This is a genomic window from Agarivorans sp. QJM3NY_30 (assembly GCF_050870855.2).
Lineage (GTDB): Bacteria > Pseudomonadota > Gammaproteobacteria > Enterobacterales > Celerinatantimonadaceae > Agarivorans.
Map to the genome: position 1 here is coordinate 4,000,761 of NZ_CP194038.2, position 20,578 is coordinate 4,021,338.

The 20,578-nt window shown below is 45.3% G+C and carries 17 protein-coding genes; 7 read left to right on the forward strand and 10 right to left on the reverse strand.

What is annotated here, in order from left to right:
* Positions 1-105: 105 nt before the first annotated feature.
* Together serA and ACRRSX_RS18070 are read left to right on the forward strand one after the other, a co-directional pair.
* Positions 106-1,335 carry a phosphoglycerate dehydrogenase gene (gene serA, locus ACRRSX_RS18065; RefSeq protein ID WP_432451829.1) on the forward strand — a complete coding sequence of 410 codons (1,230 nt, stop codon included), beginning with the start codon at positions 106-108 and terminating at the stop codon, positions 1,333-1,335.
* A 176-nt stretch (positions 1,336-1,511) separates the two neighbouring features.
* On the forward strand, positions 1,512-2,171 hold the full coding sequence (locus ACRRSX_RS18070; protein ID WP_432451828.1) for a class I SAM-dependent methyltransferase: 660 nt from the start codon (positions 1,512-1,514) through the stop codon (positions 2,169-2,171).
* A 67-nt stretch (positions 2,172-2,238) separates the two neighbouring features.
* Here the strand turns inward: ACRRSX_RS18070 and ACRRSX_RS18075 are convergent, their stop codons facing one another.
* Together ACRRSX_RS18075 and ACRRSX_RS18080 are read right to left on the reverse strand one after the other, a co-directional pair.
* The gene (locus ACRRSX_RS18075; RefSeq protein WP_432451827.1) at positions 2,239-3,012 is read right to left on the reverse strand and encodes a substrate-binding periplasmic protein; all 774 of its coding nucleotides are present in this window, start codon (positions 3,010-3,012) and stop codon (positions 2,239-2,241) included.
* A gap of 307 nt (positions 3,013-3,319) precedes the next feature.
* Positions 3,320-4,312, reverse strand: a complete 993-nt coding sequence (locus tag ACRRSX_RS18080) for a LacI family DNA-binding transcriptional regulator (protein WP_432451826.1) — start codon at positions 4,310-4,312, stop codon at positions 3,320-3,322.
* 351 nt (positions 4,313-4,663) lie between these two features.
* Between ACRRSX_RS18080 and ACRRSX_RS18085 the strand changes: the two genes are divergently transcribed.
* Genes ACRRSX_RS18085 through ACRRSX_RS18105 form a run of 5 tightly spaced genes read left to right on the forward strand, consistent with a single transcriptional unit; the run spans position 4,664 to position 10,430 of the window.
* Complete coding sequence (locus ACRRSX_RS18085; RefSeq protein ID WP_432451825.1) at positions 4,664-5,716, forward strand: sugar phosphate isomerase/epimerase family protein; 1,053 nt, start codon at positions 4,664-4,666, stop codon at positions 5,714-5,716.
* A 10-nt stretch (positions 5,717-5,726) separates the two neighbouring features.
* Positions 5,727-6,896 carry a Gfo/Idh/MocA family protein gene (locus ACRRSX_RS18090; protein WP_432451823.1) on the forward strand — a complete coding sequence of 390 codons (1,170 nt, stop codon included), beginning with the start codon at positions 5,727-5,729 and terminating at the stop codon, positions 6,894-6,896.
* Positions 6,883-8,421 carry a sugar ABC transporter ATP-binding protein gene (locus tag ACRRSX_RS18095; RefSeq protein ID WP_432451822.1) on the forward strand — a complete coding sequence of 513 codons (1,539 nt, stop codon included), beginning with the start codon at positions 6,883-6,885 and terminating at the stop codon, positions 8,419-8,421. The genes ACRRSX_RS18090 and ACRRSX_RS18095 overlap by 14 nt, the downstream gene beginning before the upstream one ends.
* A complete protein-coding gene (locus ACRRSX_RS18100; RefSeq protein WP_432451820.1) occupies positions 8,414-9,418 on the forward strand; it encodes an ABC transporter permease in 1,005 nt (334 codons plus the stop codon). Before ACRRSX_RS18095 ends, ACRRSX_RS18100 begins: the two co-directional genes overlap by 8 nt.
* A 37-nt stretch (positions 9,419-9,455) precedes the next feature.
* The gene (locus ACRRSX_RS18105) at positions 9,456-10,430 is read left to right on the forward strand and encodes a substrate-binding domain-containing protein (RefSeq protein ID WP_432451819.1); all 975 of its coding nucleotides are present in this window, start codon (positions 9,456-9,458) and stop codon (positions 10,428-10,430) included.
* A gap of 97 nt (positions 10,431-10,527) precedes the next feature.
* Here ACRRSX_RS18105 and ACRRSX_RS18110 read toward each other — a convergent pair whose 3' ends face one another.
* From ACRRSX_RS18110 to ACRRSX_RS18145, 8 genes are all read right to left on the reverse strand, one after another.
* Positions 10,528-11,370 carry a substrate-binding periplasmic protein gene (locus ACRRSX_RS18110; protein WP_432451818.1) on the reverse strand — a complete coding sequence of 281 codons (843 nt, stop codon included), beginning with the start codon at positions 11,368-11,370 and terminating at the stop codon, positions 10,528-10,530.
* Positions 11,371-11,595: 225 nt separating this feature from the next.
* Positions 11,596-12,285, reverse strand: coding sequence for an SIMPL domain-containing protein (locus tag ACRRSX_RS18115; RefSeq protein ID WP_432451817.1), 690 nt, complete (start codon positions 12,283-12,285; stop codon positions 11,596-11,598).
* 167 nt (positions 12,286-12,452) lie between these two features.
* Positions 12,453-14,393, reverse strand: coding sequence for a bifunctional diguanylate cyclase/phosphodiesterase (locus ACRRSX_RS18120; RefSeq protein ID WP_432451816.1), 1,941 nt, complete (start codon positions 14,391-14,393; stop codon positions 12,453-12,455).
* A gap of 9 nt (positions 14,394-14,402) precedes the next feature.
* Entirely contained in the window at positions 14,403-15,074 is a 672-nt protein-coding gene (locus tag ACRRSX_RS18125; RefSeq protein WP_432451815.1) for a transglutaminase-like cysteine peptidase, read from the reverse strand.
* Between the two features lie 9 nt (positions 15,075-15,083).
* Positions 15,084-15,686 carry an OmpA family protein gene (locus ACRRSX_RS18130; protein WP_432451814.1) on the reverse strand — a complete coding sequence of 201 codons (603 nt, stop codon included), beginning with the start codon at positions 15,684-15,686 and terminating at the stop codon, positions 15,084-15,086.
* The gene (locus ACRRSX_RS18135; protein WP_432451813.1) at positions 15,686-16,981 is read right to left on the reverse strand and encodes a TolC family outer membrane protein; all 1,296 of its coding nucleotides are present in this window, start codon (positions 16,979-16,981) and stop codon (positions 15,686-15,688) included. Before ACRRSX_RS18135 ends, ACRRSX_RS18130 begins: the two co-directional genes overlap by 1 nt.
* 31 nt (positions 16,982-17,012) lie before the next feature.
* Positions 17,013-18,407, reverse strand: a complete 1,395-nt coding sequence (locus ACRRSX_RS18140) for an HlyD family type I secretion periplasmic adaptor subunit (protein ID WP_432451812.1) — start codon at positions 18,405-18,407, stop codon at positions 17,013-17,015.
* A complete protein-coding gene (locus ACRRSX_RS18145) occupies positions 18,394-20,562 on the reverse strand; it encodes a type I secretion system permease/ATPase (RefSeq protein ID WP_432451811.1) in 2,169 nt (722 codons plus the stop codon). The genes ACRRSX_RS18140 and ACRRSX_RS18145 overlap by 14 nt, the downstream gene beginning before the upstream one ends.
* Positions 20,563-20,578 lie beyond the last annotated feature (16 nt).

The following is a 20,578-nucleotide window of genomic DNA, read 5'->3' on the forward strand; positions in this document are numbered from 1 at the left end:
CCGAAACATGAATAAATTTTGATGTAATAAAATTACATTCCCTAAGTGGTGCTTTTTTGCTAAATTTACTCGCTCAAGCGGTAACATGGGTTTTAGGAAGCAAACATGGCAAAGTATTCGTTAGGCAAGGAAAAAATTAAGGTTTTGTTATTAGAGGGTCTGCACCCGAGTTCATTACAGTCCTTTCAATTAGCTGGTTATGAGAATGTAGAAATGATCAAAACTTCGCTAGCAGAAGACGAACTGATAGAGAAAATCAAAGATGTTCATTTCATCGGTATTCGTTCTCGCACCAACCTCAACGAACGAGTGCTTGCCGCCGCGAATAAGTTAGTGGCTATTGGTTGTTTCTGTATTGGTACGAATCAGGTTGACTTAGCCGCCGCGCAAAAAAAGGGCGTTCCCGTATTTAATGCTCCCTTCTCTAATACCCGTAGCGTTGCCGAGTTGGTATTAGGTGAAATCATCTTATTGTTTCGCGGTATTCCAGAGAAAAACGCCAAAGCACACCGCGGCGAGTGGATCAAATCTGCGGATAATTCTTTTGAAGCTCGCGGTAAAAAATTGGGCATCATCGGTTATGGTCATATTGGCACCCAACTCGGGATCTTAGCTGAAACCCTAGGCATGCAAGTCTACTATTACGACATCGAAAGTAAGCTATCTTTGGGTAATGCAAGCCAAGTAAATGACTTAAACCAACTCTTGGCGATGAGTGATGTGGTTAGTTTACACGTGCCTGAAACCCCCCAAACCAAATACATGTTTGGAGAAGCTCAATTTGCAGCAATGAAGCAAAATTCAATTTTAATCAATGCTTCACGCGGTACTGTAGTCGATATCGAAGCGCTGGTTGCTGCTTTAGAAAGTAAAAAATTAGCCGGGGCAGCTGTCGATGTATTCCCAACCGAGCCAAAATCAAACAAAGAAGAATTTGTCTCTGCGCTACGTGACTTCGACAACGTCCTATTAAGCCCCCATGTTGGTGGTTCAACTCAGGAAGCCCAAGAGAATATCGGCATCGAAGTGGCTGCGAAACTAGCCAAGTACTCAGACAATGGTTCAACGCTGTCAGCGGTTAACTTCCCAGAAGTGGCTCTGCCTGAGCATACGGGCACCAGCCGCCTGTTACACATTCACCATAACCAACCGGGCGTATTAACCAAAATCAACTTAGCTTTTGCTGAAGATGCGATCAACATTGCTGCTCAATATCTACAAACCAATGCTAACATTGGTTACGTTGTAATTGATGTAGAAACAGCACAAGCAGATCAAGCGATAGCCAAACTAAAAGAAATTGAAGGTACAATACGCGCGCGTATTTTGCATTAATTTGATTCGCTAAGTCGCAAAAAATCCAGTCTAAATGCTGGCTTTTTTTGTGCCTATAGAAAACCAGTCTAGGCAAATTACTTGTACAAGACTCAAATTGCTATATTCTTAGTGTACTCTGTTTCGTCACTTATCCTAGATAGCTGGCTTAGCCTTCTTAATCCCTTTGGATAATTATGACATCAGCACTGCGGCTTCGTTACCAAACTATCGAGTTTGGTAGTACCGACATTCACCTTTGCACCTTGCGTGACAATCAGCAATTTAGCGACCCAGATGGTATCGCATTAAAATTAGGGATTTCGTCAGCCACTTGGCCACTATTTGGTATTGTTTGGCCTTCAAGCATGGTACTGGCCCATCATATTTCAGACTATCAAACAGGCAACAAACGCATTCTTGAGATAGGCTGTGGTATTGGACTTTCTAGTTTATTGCTTAATCAACAAAATGCCGATATTACCGCGACCGATTACCACCCCGAAGCAGAGTTTTTCTTGCAGCGCAACACCTTACTTAATGGAGATAAATCCATTGACTATCAACGAGTTGATTGGGCAGACAAGCGAGATCATTTAGGTCGGTTTGATTTAATCATCGGCAGCGATCTGCTTTATGAAGATGAGCATATTAAACTACTGGCAAATTTTATTGAAAACCATGCCAACCGTAAATGCGAAGTGATTTTAGTTGACCCCGGTCGAGGTCGAAAAAGTAAGCTGAGTCAGTGTATGACCCAATATGGATACCTTAATACTCATAAAAAACCGCTACATACTGACTATTTAAATACGCCTTTTAAAGGGCATATCTTAAAGTTTTGGCGTGATAGTTAAATCAAGCTGGCAAAATGATGGTCCAGTGCACATGTTGATGTGATTCAGCTTCGCGCGAAATTAGCCCTTAGGGCGACTCAATAAACCTTTGCAAATAAGCCGGAGCTTGGTGTTTACCATAGTATTTTTCAACCACCTTTAAATATTGGCCATTCTCTTTAATCATCTGAAAACCAAGCCAAAAAATGTCTTGTAAATGTTTATACTTATGAGAAAAAATGATATCTCCTTCGTCAATAAATAAGGGCTCCTCAGCCTGCGCAAATTTACTGACATCCTCGGGGAAATGCTGCTTAATGACAGCCCATCCTCCTAGCTCGGTGGCAACAAACATATCATCGCGTTCCGCATACACTTTTTCCACATTTTGATGCAAAGTTCGAACTAATTCTGGTTCAATATCGGCTTTAGCAAACTCTGGGAGTAAAGCACCACCACGAATATAACCGATTTTATAGCCTTGCAAATCACGAAGCTCTTGGTAGTCCAGCCCTTGAGGGAAATGGCTCTTTAAATAAAATAATCGGATATTAACGGCGTAAATAGGTATATATGATATTTGCAACTTCGCATCATCATAGTAGAACCAATTATGAGTCCCCAGGGCTCCGGCGACCGCGTTAGTTGCAACGGCCCGAACCACTCGGGGCAGAGAGTAAACCCGATAATTAACCTTAATTCCCACTGCTGCGAAGGCTGCGCTAGCAAGTTCAGAAAGAATCGCTTCTCGACCCCCCATTAACGGTGGATAGTCTATTGTCGCCAACTCAACGGTATCGATATCTAGTTGAGGGTCCGCTTGAACTCGGCCAGAGGTCACGATGAGAAATGTAATGAGCATTAAGCAAACGCCCCAGAGTCGTCTTGCAAAACAAACCTTCATCGCTCATCACCGCCTTGCTATTAGCTAATAGGGCTGAAATTCATAAGTTTTGTAAGTATAACCAAAGAAAACAAAACACCTAATTTTTACATCGCAGATGCTCACGACCACGACCCACACCTTCGCCGAGTATCTTAAAATAGTAAATGTTAAATATGTTTAGGATCGCCGATTAACTTACACTCTAAATAACAAGCAAACAAAAGCTGAGGAAGCGTTTAAAAGTCATATCAAGTGGGAATGCCAGCCTCATTCAGCTGTTTAGTTAGATCATTTCCGGAGGGGTTGCGCTAGAGCGAACCAACAACTGAGTTGGCACGACCGTATCTTGGTTAACTTTACCACCTGTCAATATTTTTAGTAGGGTATGCATCGCTATTTTACCAATATCTTCTTGCGGTTGGCGAATGGTCGTGAGTTCTGGATTAGTGTATTCGGCAAACAGGAGGTCATCAAAACCTACGATAGATAATTGCTGTGGTACTTTAATACCAAGCTGAGTCGCAGCCTTCATCGCCCCTAACGCCATCATGTCATTAAAACAAAATAAAGCAGTCATCGAGTAATGCTGCTGTAAACGCATAAACGCACTATAGCCAGACTGAAAACTAAAATCCCCCTCCTCAAAAGCCGCTTCATTGAGCGTATATCCAGCTTGAAGTAGAGCATCTTGATAACCCGCTTTACGGTCAATACAGATAGGATTTTCCATGGGACCGGTAATACAAGCTATTTGGTGATGCCCTATATCCTGCAAGTAATCCACCGCCCGTTTAGCCGAACCTCGATTATCGATGCGGACCGTTGGTATAGGAAAATCGGGAAAATATTCACAAGCCATAACCATTGGAATGCTCGTCCCTTGTCGGATCTCCATCGGTAGCTCGGCAGTTAAAGAGATAATGCCGTCAGCCTGCTTGCTGCGGACTAAGTCCATATATTCTTTGGCTTGTTCTACAGTGTGGATAGAGTCACCGAGTAATACTTTATAAGCATTTTGTAAGGCAATCTGCTGTATACCACGCACAATATTTGCAAAAAACATATTGGCGATATCCGGCACAATAATGACCACTGTTTTCGATTCACTTCGCCTCAGGTTACGAGCGATAACATTAGGAGCGTAGCCCGACTGGGCAATCGCCAGCTCAACCTTAAGCCGAGTTTTATCCGATACTTTTGCTGGATCCGTCATAGCACGAGAGACCGTAGCAGTTGATACTCCAGCAAGCTTGGCAACATCTTTTATGGTTGGCATGAACAGTCCTAGTTGCTAATAACACCAGCACAAAGCTTCGGTCGACGCTCCGTAAGTTCATCTAAATGTAACGGATTACATCGGTTTTTGCAAAAGCGCTTTACGCTATTTGCTTTACGGATAACGTTTCTTAACCGGTGACCATTAAAGCTCAACATTGATCACATTTACGCAACAACCGCTAGATAAAAGCCAACATCTTGTATAGATTTTATCCACCAATGAAAAAAACACATGACGAAGCGAAATAAACCACCGGAGTAAATGAACAACATGATAACTCTTAAAATACAAAAATGTAATCGATTACATTTAGTCATTACTGATTCAACGGATCGATAAGGAATACCGATGAAAAACCTACAAGGACCCGCGCTATTTCTGGCTCAATTTGCCAGTGATGAGCCCCCCTTTAATACCCTCGATAATATTGCCCGTTGGGCTGCGAGCTTAGGTTACAAAGGGGTACAAATACCGAGCTGGGATAAACGTTTATTTGATCTGGAGCGCGCCGCCAACGATTTAGCATATTGCCAACAAATTTTAGCGCTGCTTGACGGTCACGGTCTCACCCTGACCGAATTATCGACTCATTTACAAGGCCAACTGGTGGCAGTACACCCCGCTTACGATGAAATGTTTGACGGCTTTGCCCCCGAGCAGTTTTACGGCAAACCAAAAGAGCGTCAACTATGGGCTGTCGAGCAATTGTTACTGGCAGCAAAGGCATCACAAAACCTTGGGCTTCACGCCCACGTCACTTTTTCCGGAGCCTTGCTATGGCCTTATATGTACCCGTGGCCACAGCGTCCAAAAGGGCTAATTGAAACGGGTTTTGCCGAACTCGCTAAGCGCTGGCTGCCCATTTTGGATGCCTTCGACCAAGCTGGTGTCGATCTATGTTATGAAATACATCCCGGAGAAGACTTACACGATGGCGTGAGCTTTGATCGATTCTTAGCTGCAGTTAAATACCATCCACGCTGCAACATCCTATTTGATCCGAGCCATTTTGTTTTACAACAACTCAATTATTTAGACTTTATTGACCGCTACCACCCACGTATAAAAATGTTCCATGTCAAAGACGCTGAATTTAATCCAAGCGGCCAACAAGGTATGTATGGAGGCTACCAAAGCTGGAGTGAACGAGCTGGCCGATTTCGCTCCTTAGGTGATGGGCAGGTTGATTTTGTGAGCATTTTTTCCAAGCTGGCACAGTACGACTTTACAGGGTGGGCCGTGGTGGAATGGGAATGCTGCCTGAAACATCCTCAAGCAGGCGCTGCCGAGGGAGCAACCTTTGTCAAGAGAAACCTCATTCAGGTGACCGATAAGGCCTTTGACGACTTTGCCGATAGCGCAATCGATCAAGCAGCCAACTTACGCATTTTAGGTTTATAAGGAACAAGGTATGACTAAGATTAAATTAGGCATGGTTGGCGGGGGAAGTGGCGCATTTATCGGTGCAATTCATCGCATAGCCGCCCGTTTAGATGATCAATTTGAGCTGGTCGCTGGCGCCCTCAGCGCTGATCCGAACAAAGCCAAACAATCGGCAGCAGAACTTGCTATTGAACCGACACGCTGTTATCTCGATTATCGAGACATGGCCGAAGCCGAAGCGGCACGTAGCGATGGCATCACAGCGGTAAGCATTGTGACGCCAAATCACTTACACTTCCCGATTGCGGAAGCGTTTTTACAGGCTGGCATTCACGTCATTTGTGACAAACCAATGACCTGCTCACTACAAGAAGCCTTAAGCCTGCAAACATTGGCCACTCGCAGCGGAAAATTATTTGTATTAACGCATAATTATAGCGCCTACCCGATGATACGGCAGGCCCGCCAAATGGTCAGCGAAGGGATCTTAGGTAGACTGCGTTTAGTTCAAGTCGAGTATGCCCAAGATTGGCTGACCACCGCCACCGAAAATAGCGGTAATAAACAAGCCGCCTGGCGCACCGACCCCCGACGTTCTGGTCCTGCAGGTTGTTTAGGTGACATTGGTACCCATGCTTTCAACTTAGCCACCTTTGTCTCTGGCTTACAAGTCGAACAAGTCAGCGCAGAACTCACCAGCTTCGTCGAAAATCGAATATTAGACGATAACGTACATGCAATGCTGCGTTTTGAGCAAGGTGTACGCGGTATGTTGTGGAGTTCGCAAGTCGCCCCCGGCAATGAAAACGGGCTGCGGATCCGGGTCTACGGTAGTGATGGCGGTTTAGAATGGGCGCAAGAGCAGCCCAATCAGCTAATTTACAGCCCCTTTGCGCAACCAAGCCGGATCTTAAGTCGAGCTGGTTATGGTTATCAATCAGGATCCCCCCATTTAGTTAGAACGCCGGCAGGCCACCCCGAGGGTTACCTCGAGGGCTTTGCTAATTTATATCAAGAAACCGCGCAAGCTATCCGACTGTGCGCGGCAGGAAAATCTCCCACTGAAATCTTTGCCAACAGCCTATTACCGGGCGTAAAACAAGGTGTTGAAGGCTTACAATTCATCAATGCAATGTTGTTTTCTTCACAAAATAACGGCCAGTGGACCGCTTTGGAGAATGGGCATGAAGCAAGCTGAACCCATTCTAAGCCTAGAGAAAATCAGTAAACACTTTTCTGGGGTACCTGTATTAGATGGCATTAGTGCACAGATAATGCCCGGCGAAGTGATGGGGATTTTAGGCGAAAACGGAGCTGGAAAATCCACGCTACTGAAAATTATTTCCGGTATTTATCAAAGTAGTGGCGGTCGAATTTCAGTCGCCGGAAAACAAGTAAAGATCAATAGCCCTAGCGATGCGAAAGCACTCGGTATCGCCATGATCCCTCAAGAATTTAACCTCATCGCTAGTTTGAACGTATTTGAGAACATCTTTCTTGGGCAAGAACTCAAGGGGCCAATATTACTCAATAAAAAAGCGATGCGCCAACGAACTCAAGAGTTATTAAGTTTACTTGAAACCGAGCTATCAGCAGATGCCCTGATTGAGCAACTGAGTGTCGCCGAAAAACAGATGGTCGAAATAGCCAAAGCCTTGGTTAATGACGCTCGACTGCTGATTATGGATGAGCCAACAACCGTGCTCACCAGCCAAGAAGTCACGGTGTTATTTAAACTGATTGAAAAGTTAAAAGCGCAAGGTGTCACTATTTTATTCATCTCGCACAAGCTTAAAGAGGTAAAACAATTATGCGATCGGCTGATGATCTTGCGTGATGGTTCACTCATCACGATTGAACAGGTAAGTGAAATCAACGAACAAGACATGGCCCGTAAGATGGTTGGTAGAGAACTTAATCAAGTATTTCCTCTGCGCTCGGAAATTCAATCCCAGCAAGCACTAAAGATTCAGCAGCTCTCAATCAAAGGCCTGCTGCACGATATCAGTTTTAGTGTACGCCGGGGTGAAGTTCTGGGTTTTGCTGGCTTAGTCGGTAGTGGCCGAACCGAAATGGCAGAGGCAATCATGGGCCTCCGCCGACGCCATTCTGGAAAAACATGGGTTCAGCAACAAATGGTATCGATCCATAACATTAAGGATGCCCTAAAACACGGTCTGGCTTACTTAAGTGAAGATCGCCAAGGCTGTGGCCTTACCATGAACTTTAACCTACCCGAAAACATCAGTTTGATTTCTTTAAGCCAATACTGCAAAGGCTTAATTAATCATCGTAAAACTCACCAGACAGCCGAACACTATGTGAAGAGATTCGATATTAAAGCCGCGTCATTAAATAGCGAATTATTGTATTTGAGCGGAGGGAATCAACAAAAGGTTTATCTGGCGAAATGGATGGACACCCAACCACAAATTTTAATCCTCGATGAACCCACTCGGGGAGTGGATGTAAATACCAAGAAAGAAATTTATCACTTTGTACAAAACCTTACCGAACAAGGCTTAGCGGTCGTAGTGATTTCCTCCGATATGGAAGAGTTAATAGGCCTTGCTCACCGGGTACTGGTAATGCGCGAGGGTCGGATCCAAGGAGAACTCAAGGCCCAGCAAATTAATGAACAACAAATTATGTTTCTGGCGGCGGGGCTAACCTCACAAGCGACCACCACCACACCTCAACGACAGGAGAGCGAGCATGAATGAGCTTGCAAAAATGAAAACTAAAAACCAGCCGAAGCGAGCAAGAACTTGGCTCAGCAGATTGCCAACACTTAGTATTTCAAATTGGGCTCCACTCCTCGCGCTGTTAATTTTGATCTTACTCTCGGCCTTAGCGAGCGAACACTTTCTGATCCCCAGAAACCTCACGAATGTACTACGCCAAGTCTCTTACACCGGAATTATCGCCCTTGGGATGACCTTTGTGATTATCGCTGGTGGGATCGACTTGTCGGTCGGTTCGATGCTGGCCTTGGTCGGTGTATTAGTCATTATGTTACTCAACTATTTAGGGGATGGTTGGACTAGCGTTGTCATCGTAATTGTCGCAGCAATGGCAATGGGAGCTGCCTTTGGGGCGCTCAACGGCTGGCTCACGACCAAAGGTAAAATTGCCGCCTTCGTTTCGACTCTAGCCACCATGTCTATTTTTCGCTCACTCACCCTTTACATTAGCGATGCTGGAGAAATGGTCTCGCAAAACTCCTATTACCCAGATCTCGGAGGGGGCTACTGGCTAGGTATTCCGATCCCAGTCTGGCTATTTTTGAGTTTAGCGCTATTAGGCCATGTGGTATTGCGCCACAGCGCGTTCGGGCGCCACCTTTGCGCGGTGGGCTCAAACCCTAAAGTGGCAACTTACTCGGCAATCAATGTACAAGGCGTGTACTTATTAAGCTTTGTGATTGTGGGGTTTACCGTGGGTTTATCCGCACTCATGCTTTCGTCACGGCTGAATTCGGTGAGCCCTGGAGACGCGGGCCTATTTTACGAGCTGGATGCGATTGCCGCGGTGGTGATTGGCGGCACTTCGCTATCCGGTGGCAAAGGAACCTTATGGGGGACGGTTATTGGAGCCATCATTCTGGGGATTATTAATAATATGCTGAATTTATTAGGGGTTTCTCCCTATCTACAAGGAACGGTAAAAGGCTTGGTTATTTTGATTGCGGTATTAATGCAATTCAAACGAGACCGCTAAAGCCACGCCGTCAATTTAATACGAAGGAGAGCAAGTCATGAGTTTATTACAACACATAGGAAAACTGCTACTGGGTATTGTGCTTGTCAGTTCACTAAGCATCAATATCGCGATAGCAAAAAACCTCAAAATTGGAGTATCGGTACCCTCAGCAGACCATGGTTGGACCGCTGGGTTGCTGTGGTGGGCAGAAAAAGCTGCCAAAGATTTTAAACAGCAAGAAGATGGGCTGGAGTTTTATGTAGTCGCAGCCAGCTCAGGCTCAAAACAAGTGGGGGATGTGGAAGATTTAATGATTAAAGGGATCGATGCGCTCGTCATTTTACCCCACAATCCAGCAACGCTACAGAAAGTTATCGAAGAAGCCTACAACAGCGGTATTTATACCGTCGTGGTTGACCGAGAACTGGAAGTTCCCGCCCAAAATGTATTTATTGCCGGAGATAACGCAGGTCTTGGCAGAGTCAGTGGTGAATGGCTTGCAAAAGAAATGAAAAACAAAGGAAAGGTGGTTGTGATTGAAGGCATGCCCATTCCGATTAACAAGCAGCGAGTAGACGCCTTTAATCGAGTGATAGCGAAACATCCAGACATCACCATATTAGACAGTCAGCCAGCCGATTGGTCGACCCAAAAAGCCTTGGCTGTCATGGAAAACTATTTACAAAAACACCCTAAAATTGATGCGGTATGGTGCCAAGATGACGATATGTTAAAGGGTGTGATGCAGGCAATCAAAGAATCTGGGCGCAGCGATATTAAAACCGTTTTAGGTGGCGCAGGTTCACAGGACATTATAGCCATGATCGTGAATGGAAACCCCGTGGTAAGAGCCACAGTGACCTATCCACCAAGCATGATTGCTTCAGGGATTGCGTTAGCAATTACCGGGTTACGTCATGAACATTTAGGTAGAATGTATCACAGTGCACCATCACGAGTGATTTTAGCGGCCGAACTGGTTGATACCCACAACGCCCAAGACTTTGTGGTAAGCGATGCCGCCTATTAAGTCGACCGACTAATCGTATATTGATGCAACTCTCCAAGTCACAAGTCCATTCCACGCGGCAGGACTTGACTTGGAGAGTTCTCACAAAATGCCAGGCTTATTCGACGGCTTTAAGTGTTTCAAGGGTAATTGGCTGCTGCATAAAATCGAGCATGTGTTGCGGTAAAGCTCTCCCACCGTAGTACTTTTGAATAATGGTTAAATATTCTCCATTCGCCTTGATGGCTTCAAAACCCTGTTGGAATAACGCAGCCCAATAGCGCTGTTGACTCGCGAAAATAATATCCCCACTAATGTTGAGGATCGCTTGCTCTGCGGACGAAAACTTATCGACATGCTCAGGATAGTAGCGCTCAATAATCGCCCAGCCTCCAAGCTCGGTAGCGGCAAACATATCATCTCGTCCCGCATAAACCTTATGCACATTTTGGCTCAAATTTCTCACTAAATCCGGTTTAATCCCTTCACGTTCAAATACAGGAATCAGTGAACCGCCACGGATATAACCGATTTGGTAGTCTTTGAGTTCGCTTAAATCTTGATACTTGAGTCCCTCGGGAAAACGAGATTTTAAATAAAAGAGCAGCATATTCAGGCTATACATACGAATGAAAGCAACCGGTTCATCAGCGGGCGCATAATGAAACCAACTATTACTGCCTAAGGCCCCTACCACACTATTACTGGTAACCGCTCTCACCACCCTCGCCAACGGATACACTTTATAAGTAACGGTTATTCCCATCGCATTAAAGGCCGCCGTTGTAATATCGGTCATGATGCTGTCTTTCTTGCCCAGTAGCGGCGGATAATCAATAGTGACAAACTCGACTTCGGTGGGCGGCACTGGCTGTGCGGCCAGCGGCAAAGCAAAGTTCATCATCAGCGCCAACCACATCAGCTGCAGCAAAGAGAGCGATTGTTTAAACTTTTTATCCATGTTAAGTGCTCTGACAATTCAAACTAATTCTGCAGGTTCAGCGTAAACCAGCAACTGAAAGCCAACTCGTACACCACAAGCTAAGCCTATTCGTAGTCCGTCGTGAAGTTTGAGAATCGGCACCTTTCATCAACCGTCCGGCACAAGGATACTGGCCGCTACTTGATCGTCACTAGGTTGAGTCAACTACATCCTCTGGCTCGGACTTATGATTCGCTTGTCCAATCAATCATCTTCGGTTAATAAGTTAAAACTAACATCGACGTTATCACTAAATACTAGCTGAGCAGCCTGATAGGAACTACTATTCCCATCCGCAGCTAAATTCGCCCGTTCTGTTTTCATCATTGGCACCCCCGCTTGACTGCGGTAGTTCACCTCGGCGACGGTACCTAAACGGCTATTATATGCATCGGCCAGTTGTTTGGCTTTTGCGTAGGAATCTTCCACAGCCATCGCGCGAACCTGATGCTGATATTGTTCTGCTTGTGAGCTGGTATATTGCAAGCGACGAACCTCATTCACACCACTGAGCATCGCAGCATCCAATACGCGAGTGAGTAAGTCCAGACTTGAGAGCTCTACAACGATACTACGTTGTGCACGGTAACCGACAAATATTCGTTCGCGGTCTTGATAGCGGTACTCAGCTTGAATTTGTAATTGGCTAGCTTCGAAACGATCAGATTCGCTGAGCAGATTAGCCAATTTTGACTGTGTGACCTTCACGATTTTATCCACTTGTTGCTTCGCATCACCAGCGGTCTTCGCCAGACTCGAGGCCTGTAAATCAAGTTGTACCTGATCGGCAATTACCAATAGCTTCGCTTCACCATTCGTATGTAACAATGCGGCAAATACTGGTTGAGCTGTCGCGCAACAGCAAATGACTAGCGCTAACAGATAATTCTTCATCTTATTCCCTCGTAAGCCCTCGGGCATATTCATCTTTTATGGTTAATCTTCTCTAGATAAAAACCCTTGCGGAGCCGTTGAACCGCCTTAGTAGAGGCTTTATCTGCCACAGACCCCGGAAATATATCCGCTCAATCTGCCTTAGCAAACAATCAACAAACATCGCTTCATCGCCGCTGCCCAATCAAGTTGAATTTTTCAGGTGGCGCCACATAACCTTGATAGGCATCCACCGGTAGGCTGGCTAAACGCTCAACTTGCTGTTGATTCTCCACCCGTTGTGCCACCGTCACAATTTGCAAATTTTTAGCCGCACGACAAATAGCACTCAAGAAATGACTATCGCCCCCTTCAACCAAAGCCTGAGCGGTATAACCATAATCAATTTTCACATAATCTGGTTTGACTCGACTTAAGTAACTCAGTGAGTTTAGGTTACGACCATATTGATCGATGCCAATCTGAAAACCAAGGTCACGCAAGCAATCGATGCATCGGCTAAGTTCACTATTTTCATGCAAAAATGCGGTCTCTGGGATCTCAAAAGCCATCCGCTTTGCCACTGTTTGCTGCTGCCGGGCAAAACCAACCAACCAGTTTAAAAACTGAACATCACTCAAGGCCGACAAGGTGAGATTAATGGCTAAGCTTAAGTCTAGCTGTCGATGCAAGGCAATGGCGGCTTTTTCTACCACCATTTGGTCAAATTGAGCGCCCAGTCTAAATTGTTCAATTGCCGGCATAAATTGCCCAGCGGCATAATCTTGAGCATCGACCTCGATAGTCGTAAACAGTTCATGGTGTAACACACTATCGGTATGAATAAACTGAACCACTTGAGTTTTATAATTCAAGCTTTGCCGCTCAATAGTGCTTTCCAGTAACTGTTTCCATTGGCTACGAGGTATCGCATTATCTTCAACCGCTGCCAGACTATAATACCCCTCACGTTGCTCACGCGCGGCATGCAAAGCTGCATCGGCGGCAGTCAGTAATTGGCTAATATTCTCATCATGCTGGCGCAATACTAAACCCATCACCATCGGCCGACTGAGATAATGCTGCCAAGGCCCCAGTCGTTGCATAATGTCTTGATGCGCTTGCTTGGTCAGCGCTAACAATTGTTGCTTATCAAAGCCTTCCGCTAAAATAGCGAACTCTAATTTACTAATGCGAGCAAATACCAATTGTTGTTGTTGCTGGATATAACTAGAAAATAATTCGCCCACGGATTGAATCAAGTGATCACGTGCGACAAAACCATCTCGCAGATGGATGGCTTCTATCACATCAAGTGAGAGCAAGACCACACCTCCAACTCCGGATTCAGCCAACCAAGACTGACTCTGACTGACAAAATAAGCTCGATTGCCCAAACCTGAGACCGAATCCTGAAAAGCTTGCTGACGGAGGATGCTCGCCTCCCGGACCTGTTGCTCAAACTGCTGGGCAATACTATCTGACATATGATTAATCGCCCCCACTACACTGCGCAGCTCTTGAGTGCGAGGCAAGGGGATAGTTTGCCCAAAGTTACGCTGTTCCAACTGTTTGGCTTGCTCTTGAATTTGTTCTAGCGGCTTTAATAAATAACGTAGCGCTCGCATCAGCAATAGTACTGTAACCAAATAGCCCACCACAAACAGTTTGGCGAGATCAAGCATGGCATCCCATAACTGCAAGTAGGCATAGCCAGAGTGAGCAACCACATTTAATTCGCCCAACTGCATCCAACCACTAGTGAGCACCTGCTGTTGGGCGCTCGGTTTAAACCACGCCAGCGAGATAAACCAGTCAGGTACCCCCTCAATGCTGGCGCTATTACGTCGATCAATCAATTGATTATCAGTGAACATTTTCAGGCTAATTTGCTGATAGTAGCCACTGTCGAACATCGCGTTAATCACCGACTCGGCCGCCACTTTATCATTCGCTTCAAGATAAGGACTCAAGGACAATCCCAAAGAGGTAACTGTATTATTCACATCTGAGAGCTGCTGTTCAGACAAATAAGTTCGAGTATTGTTAACATCAATCGTAAATACAACGGCAAGTAAGCCACCATAAATCAGCAATACGACTATCAATAATTGGCGATATAAGGTCATAGTGGTCCCCTAGCCCTCAAAATTCTTTACTGGTTTTTTCAATTGATTGAGCCGCCAGCGCTGTTGTAAATCGGTCCATAATTTAAGCCGAGAAGAGTTACCCGCCAACTGACCTCGACCTTTTTCTTTCATTAGCCAAAGATGCTGACCGTTGAAGCTATAGATCGGTACTAAGTCGCCACGTTGTGTCGCTGGCAGGATCCTTGGATTGATGTTATCAAGAATAATGGGAACCGAAGCCGGAGTTTTATAATACGCAACAACCATATGAAACTGATTATAAGTCAAAGACTTAACGTAGACCAAGCGCATCTTGCTATCATCAACCCCTAATTCGATTAAGGAGAAATATTTGGCGATGCTAAAATCGTCACAATCACCAGCGGCTGCGCCTAAAAATTCAACCGGAGTCGCCCAGTAATCTTTTTGTCCCCAAACTTCAATATCATCGACAAATAACATTTGATTGAAAAAATCATTGACCCGATTGAGCTGCTCGGCCTCTGCAATGGTTTGACTCTCGGCAATCAACTGACGCCAGGCGCGAACTCTTAATTCGGCTCTTTCACCATAAAAACTGCGGACCGTGGCGGCAAGCTCTTCCAGTTGATAGGCCGAAGCGAGTAGCAGCATTGGCCAAATTAAAGCCATCAGCCACCAGCGTGAAAAAAGGCGCCGCATGCCGCTAACCTAAGGCTTTAACTGAGACGTGTAGATAGTCCATTTAGGGACCACATTGCGGTATTTTTGTTGCACAAATATACGGACTCGACGATTGGCAGCCGCCGCTTGAGGTGAATCATCATCCACCAACTGTTGGCTTTCGCCCATAGGCTGTAGTTGGATCCTCTGCTCACTTATTTGAAAACGCTCAACCAGTACCTGGCTCACAGCCTTCGCCCGTTGCCGCGAAAGCTGCAGATTATAGTCTGCACGACCGCTAGCACTGGCGTAACCTTCAACCCCAATTTCAACCTGAGGATAACGCCGCATAAATTCAGCGACTTGCTGTAACTGCGGCTCAAACTCACGCTTCAATTGACTCGAATCATTTTCAAAAAATACCATCAGCTCATAACTATCAACATTTAATTGATAAGCAGCACAACCATTATTATCAATTTCAGCCCCAGATTCGGTATCGACGCAAAGATCTCGTTGATTAATGACCCCATCGCGATCTTGATCAGCACGGTCGTAGCCCGCCAATTCAACCCTATAAGGCTCAACACTCTGGCTACAAGCCATCAGATTGAAGATCGCCAGTAGGATGACTGCGCTCAATTTAAGCATTAAAAAGTCCAATCTTCGGGTCGGTCTACCCGTAATCCTTCGAGCAATTGCCCAGTGGCATTCAGCAGACGGTATTTCGCTCGTAATTCGTCAATATCGGCAGCAATAAACTCATTTTGAGCTTCAAATAACTCGTTCTCAGTATTCAGTACATCCAACAAACTACGCTTTCCCAAATTAAACTGTTTTTTGTAGGCGCTCACTGTTTGGTAACTCGCATCAACGTGCCGCTGCAAGAATGATTTTTGACGAACCAATACATCCCAGGCATTCCAAGCCAAGCGCGTGCCCTCAGTGACTTGACGCAGCGCATCCTCATTCATCGATTTGGCCCGATTGACCTGATAAGCGCTCTGACGAATCGCCGCTGAATCACTGCCACCATTAAATAAGTTATAACGCAAGCGTAGCATCGCCGCTAGCTCATAATCTTTGGTATGAGCGAGACCGTTTTGGTTACGATTCCAATCCCCATCTAACTCTAAAGCAACCTCTGGGTAGTTACGCGACTTAGCCACGGTATTTTGGGCATTCGCGGCTGCAACATCATATTGCGCAGACTTTAATGCGGGGTGAACTTTCAAGGCCGCATCAACCGCACTATCAAGATCCGGCGGTAACAAGTTCATATCGGCCGCCGGCATGACCAAATCCTGAGGGAGACTATTCACCACTCGCAAAAACTGGCTTTGAGCATCCAATAGGTTATTTTGAGCGGAGAGAGCATTGGTGTTCGCTCGAGCCACTCGACCGTTAATTTGAGTAAGATCGGCACTAGAACCTAGCCCGGCATCGGTGCGCTTCTTAATATCCCCTTGGATCGCCAGATGAGTTTGCAAATTATTCTCAGCCAAGGCAAGCAATTGCTGTTGCTTGAGCACCTCTAAATAAACATTCACGACCTGCAACGCAATATTCTCGGCATCGTTATACAATAACCACTGATCGGCCCGCGCCTCATTCTCGGTTCTCGATACCTCACCGGTAGTCGCAAAACCGCTAAATAATAACTGACGAATACTAATACCAAGCTCTGTAGGATTGGCGCTATTGGTACCTGACGCGTTTGTTTCCCGTTGCCCCCACCCCGCGCCAGCATTCAAATCAACCTTGGGATAAAAGCCGCCCTTTGCCCCCTGATATTGCTCACCACTTGCCTTAAACTGGTTAAAAGAAGATTGTAATTGAGGATGCTCGGTTAAAGCTTTGGCCACCGCTTGCTCTAAAGATTGAGCCGAAGCGAAATTACAGCTCATCATCAATCCAAACGTAATGCTTAAGCACAACTTGTTCATTAACTCTCCTTGTTAACTGGTACGTTCACGATTAACGTTCTCTTAACGCAGTCTGTCGCGCCTTCATAATCGGTTTTAATAGATAATCCAAAATACTCTTTTTACCGGTGATAATGTCTACATTGGCCAACATTCCAGGAATAATTGGTAACTGCATGTTATCACTACCTAAGTAGTTTTTATCTGTACGTACCCGCACTAAATAGTAGCTATGACCTTCTTCATCCAAAATCGTATCTGCGCTTATTAATTCTAAATGACCATTCAAACCACCATAAATTGAAAAGTCGTAAGCACTGAATTTAACAACAGTTTTAAGCCCCGGACGAAGAAAAGCAATATCTTTAGGTTGAATTTTCGCCTCAACCAATAAATTATCTTCCATAGGCACGATTTCCATGATGCTCATCCCTGGTTGCACCACTCCACCCACCGTATTGCTATAGATTTTTTTCACAGTCCCCTTGACTGGCGAGACCACTGAAGTACGAGCGACTCGATCCCGCAGACCAACTTGGCCCTCGGTTAATGGCTGCAATTCAGATTCAATTTTATTCAACTGCTGACGCGCATCACTCAAAAAAGCGAGCGCAATATCTCGACGCTTATACACCGTTTCGGCGATAGCACTGCGAATTTTTGGTTCTAATAGCTTGCTACTTTGAAGTTCGCCATTCAGGTCGTTGGCTTGACGTTTCAATTTTAACAATTCGACCTGAGAAACAATACCTTCTTTGGCTAAGGGTTTCGTGAGGGCGAGCTCTTCTAGCACCAAACTGTAACTCCGCTGAGCATGCTCTACCTTAGACTTAAGCTCCAATAACTCCTGTTGTTTCTGCTCAATTTGACCTGCGGTAATCGACAATTGATTTTGTAAGGCCCGCAACCTAGCCATCTTTTGCAACTGCTGACCCTTCACTTCTTCAGGGTACTTTTGGCTAAACTCGGCATCAAAGTCTATGGGCTCATCACTAATTAATACTTGTTTACGCCACTGTGTCATGTCCAACTCGGGGTGCATTTTAATACTGGTAATTTCGCTACGCAGGCGCGCTACATCAGACTGAAGATTAATTAAGCGTTGCTCTCGTTCACGAAAATCGGAACGAAAACGAGTATCGTCAATCAACAATAAAGGCTGGCCTATTTCAACAGTATCGCCTTCTTTCACCAAAATTTGTTTAAGAATACCGCCTTCAAGATTTTGAATGGTTTGAATTTGTTGGGAAGGGATAACTTTCCCCGCGCCGACCGTAACTTCATCCACTTTGGCCCAATGAGCCCAATATAAGGCGCAGATCATCAAAATAAAGATCAACCATAGTAAACGACGCGAACTACGCGGCGTTTTCATTAATATCGCGGCGTTAATATCATCCACAAATTGCAGATCACTCTCAGAAACATTTAGCTTACGCTTGGCCATTTGGTGACCTCACTTGACCAGTACGCAGTAGCTCTAGAACCTTTGCTTTACTGCCATCGGCAACCACTCGACCACGTTCCAATACAATAATCCGATCAACTAAATCCAACATCGACATTTTGTGTGTAATTAAAATAAAGGTTTTATCGGCGACAACTTGTTTCAGTTGTGCCTTCACTAAATTCTCAGAGTGAGCGTCCATACTGCTGGTCGGTTCATCGAGCACTAATACCGGAGGGTTAAACAGCAAAGCACGTGCTAAAGCGACCGCCTGGCGCTGTCCCCCTGATAAATATTGACCCCGCTCGCCCACTTGACGATCTAAACCTTCAGGATCTATATCAGTAAACTCATTCACCCCAGCTAACTCTGCTGCGCGAAAAATCAGCTCATCTTCGATATGCGGCACCCCGAGGGTGATATTTTCCCGAATAGAGCCATAAAACAGATTAATATCTTGAGGTAAACACCCCAGTTTTTGACGAATATCTGCAGGACTAATCTGTTTTAAATCAACACCATCGAGACGAATAGCGCCTTGCTGTTGCGTATAAAATCCCAGCAGAAGTTTTTCAATGCTGGTCTTTCCTGCACCGATTTTCCCGATAATCGCGACTTTTTCCTTGGCTTTAATCGCAAAGCTTACCTGTTTAAGCACTTGAACTTCAGAACCCGGATAAGTGAAATCTACATCGCTAAAACTGATATCGCCATCGAAATGAGAACGATGCATATAACGCTCTAGATTCTCATCCGGCAAAGCCATAATCTGTTCTAGATTTTGCAATGCCGATTGCGCCTGATTATAACGCGTTGCCAATAATGAGACTTGAGAGAAAGGAACCAAAGCGCGTCCGGTTAACATAACCGCCGCCACCAGGCCCCCCATCGACAATTCACCAACAGAGATTTGAAATACCCCAACCACCACTAATAACACCGTGGTACTTTGTGAAACAAAGCCGTTAACGCTGCCCACCGAAGTCGCCAATTTGCGAATTTGCATATTCCAAGTGGCGATATTACCGACTAACTCTTCCCACTTATGCTGGAATTGGCTTTCTGCCCCCGCTAACTTCAAAGACTCGATACCAGAAAGACTTTCGATTAAATGAGCATTCTTTTGACTGGCAAATCGGCTACCTAGCTCGACCTCTTGATGCATCTTACGTTTGATCCAAAATGAATACAGAAGCATCACCAGCGCCGCCCCAGCAGGCACCAATACCAAGGGGCCGGCAACCAGTGCAATAATCGCAAGGAACAGCAAAGAAAATGGCACATCAACTAAAGCGGCAATCGTGGCGGAGGTAATAAATTCTCGGATCGAATCGAACTCTTGTATATTTTTTGCGAAGGCACCTACCGAGGTAGGACGAGTCTCCATCTTCATGTTCAGCAATTTTTCGAAGATTCGGGCAGATAATAAAATATCTGATTTCTTAGCTGCTAAGTCTAAAGTGTAAGCACGCATCTGCTTTAAAGCGAAATCGAACACCAAGACCAGCGCCATTCCAGCTGTCAATACCCATAAGGTATCCATCGCTGAATTGGGCACGACCCGATCATAAACATTCATCACAAATAAGGGCGAAGCAATTGCAAATAAATTCACAAATAATGATGCGACCAAAGCGTCTCGGTAGATAGGAGCCGAGCGACGCAAAGTACTCCAGAACCAATGACCACGGTTACTCTTTAAAGCTTCCGGAGAACGCGCATCAAAACGATAACGTTTACGAACATAACAACAAAAACCGCTATAACTCGGAGCCAATTTGTCTAAAGTAATATGCTCGTGGCTATCAGGTAATTCCGGCCAAGCTACTTCAATATCTTGCTGGTTACGAGCAAGCAATACACAACAGCGACCATCTTCTAATAGCAAAATACAAGGCAATAATAAGTCGGGAATTTTATCAATTGGTTTTTTAACCAAAGATGCATCCATTCCGGCGCGTAATGCCGCGCGAGGTAATAACGCAGGCGTCAACAAGCCCTCTTTTAACGGTAGACCAGCCGAAAGCGCCTTCGCTGAAAAAGGCTTGCCGTAATACTTGGACAAAAATACCAAACTATTCAGTAAGGGGTCACTGCGCTCAGCAGCAATATCTAAATCACGGTGATGGTGTTGCTGTGGGTTGGCTTCCTGCACCTTGCATCCTTTACAA

Coding starts and splice junctions, on each gene's coding strand:
- ACRRSX_RS18120 (WP_432451816.1), bottom strand. CDS start 14,393: ATGACCTTATATCGCCAATTATTGATAGTCGTATTGCTGATTTATGGT.
- ACRRSX_RS18095 (WP_432451822.1), top strand. CDS start 6,883: ATGAAGCAAGCTGAACCCATTCTAAGCCTAGAGAAAATCAGTAAACAC.
- ACRRSX_RS18125 (WP_432451815.1), bottom strand. CDS start 15,074: ATGCGGCGCCTTTTTTCACGCTGGTGGCTGATGGCTTTAATTTGGCCA.
- ACRRSX_RS18135 (WP_432451813.1), bottom strand. CDS start 16,981: ATGAACAAGTTGTGCTTAAGCATTACGTTTGGATTGATGATGAGCTGT.
- ACRRSX_RS18090 (WP_432451823.1), top strand. CDS start 5,727: ATGACTAAGATTAAATTAGGCATGGTTGGCGGGGGAAGTGGCGCATTT.
- ACRRSX_RS18085 (WP_432451825.1), top strand. CDS start 4,664: ATGAAAAACCTACAAGGACCCGCGCTATTTCTGGCTCAATTTGCCAGT.
- ACRRSX_RS18075 (WP_432451827.1), bottom strand. CDS start 3,012: ATGCTCATTACATTTCTCATCGTGACCTCTGGCCGAGTTCAAGCGGAC.
- ACRRSX_RS18080 (WP_432451826.1), bottom strand. CDS start 4,312: ATGCCAACCATAAAAGATGTTGCCAAGCTTGCTGGAGTATCAACTGCT.
- ACRRSX_RS18110 (WP_432451818.1), bottom strand. CDS start 11,370: ATGGATAAAAAGTTTAAACAATCGCTCTCTTTGCTGCAGCTGATGTGG.
- ACRRSX_RS18140 (WP_432451812.1), bottom strand. CDS start 18,407: ATGGCCAAGCGTAAGCTAAATGTTTCTGAGAGTGATCTGCAATTTGTG.
- serA (WP_432451829.1), top strand. CDS start 106: ATGGCAAAGTATTCGTTAGGCAAGGAAAAAATTAAGGTTTTGTTATTA.
- ACRRSX_RS18115 (WP_432451817.1), bottom strand. CDS start 12,285: ATGAAGAATTATCTGTTAGCGCTAGTCATTTGCTGTTGCGCGACAGCT.
- ACRRSX_RS18130 (WP_432451814.1), bottom strand. CDS start 15,686: ATGCTTAAATTGAGCGCAGTCATCCTACTGGCGATCTTCAATCTGATG.
- ACRRSX_RS18105 (WP_432451819.1), top strand. CDS start 9,456: ATGAGTTTATTACAACACATAGGAAAACTGCTACTGGGTATTGTGCTT.
- ACRRSX_RS18070 (WP_432451828.1), top strand. CDS start 1,512: ATGACATCAGCACTGCGGCTTCGTTACCAAACTATCGAGTTTGGTAGT.
- ACRRSX_RS18100 (WP_432451820.1), top strand. CDS start 8,414: ATGAATGAGCTTGCAAAAATGAAAACTAAAAACCAGCCGAAGCGAGCA.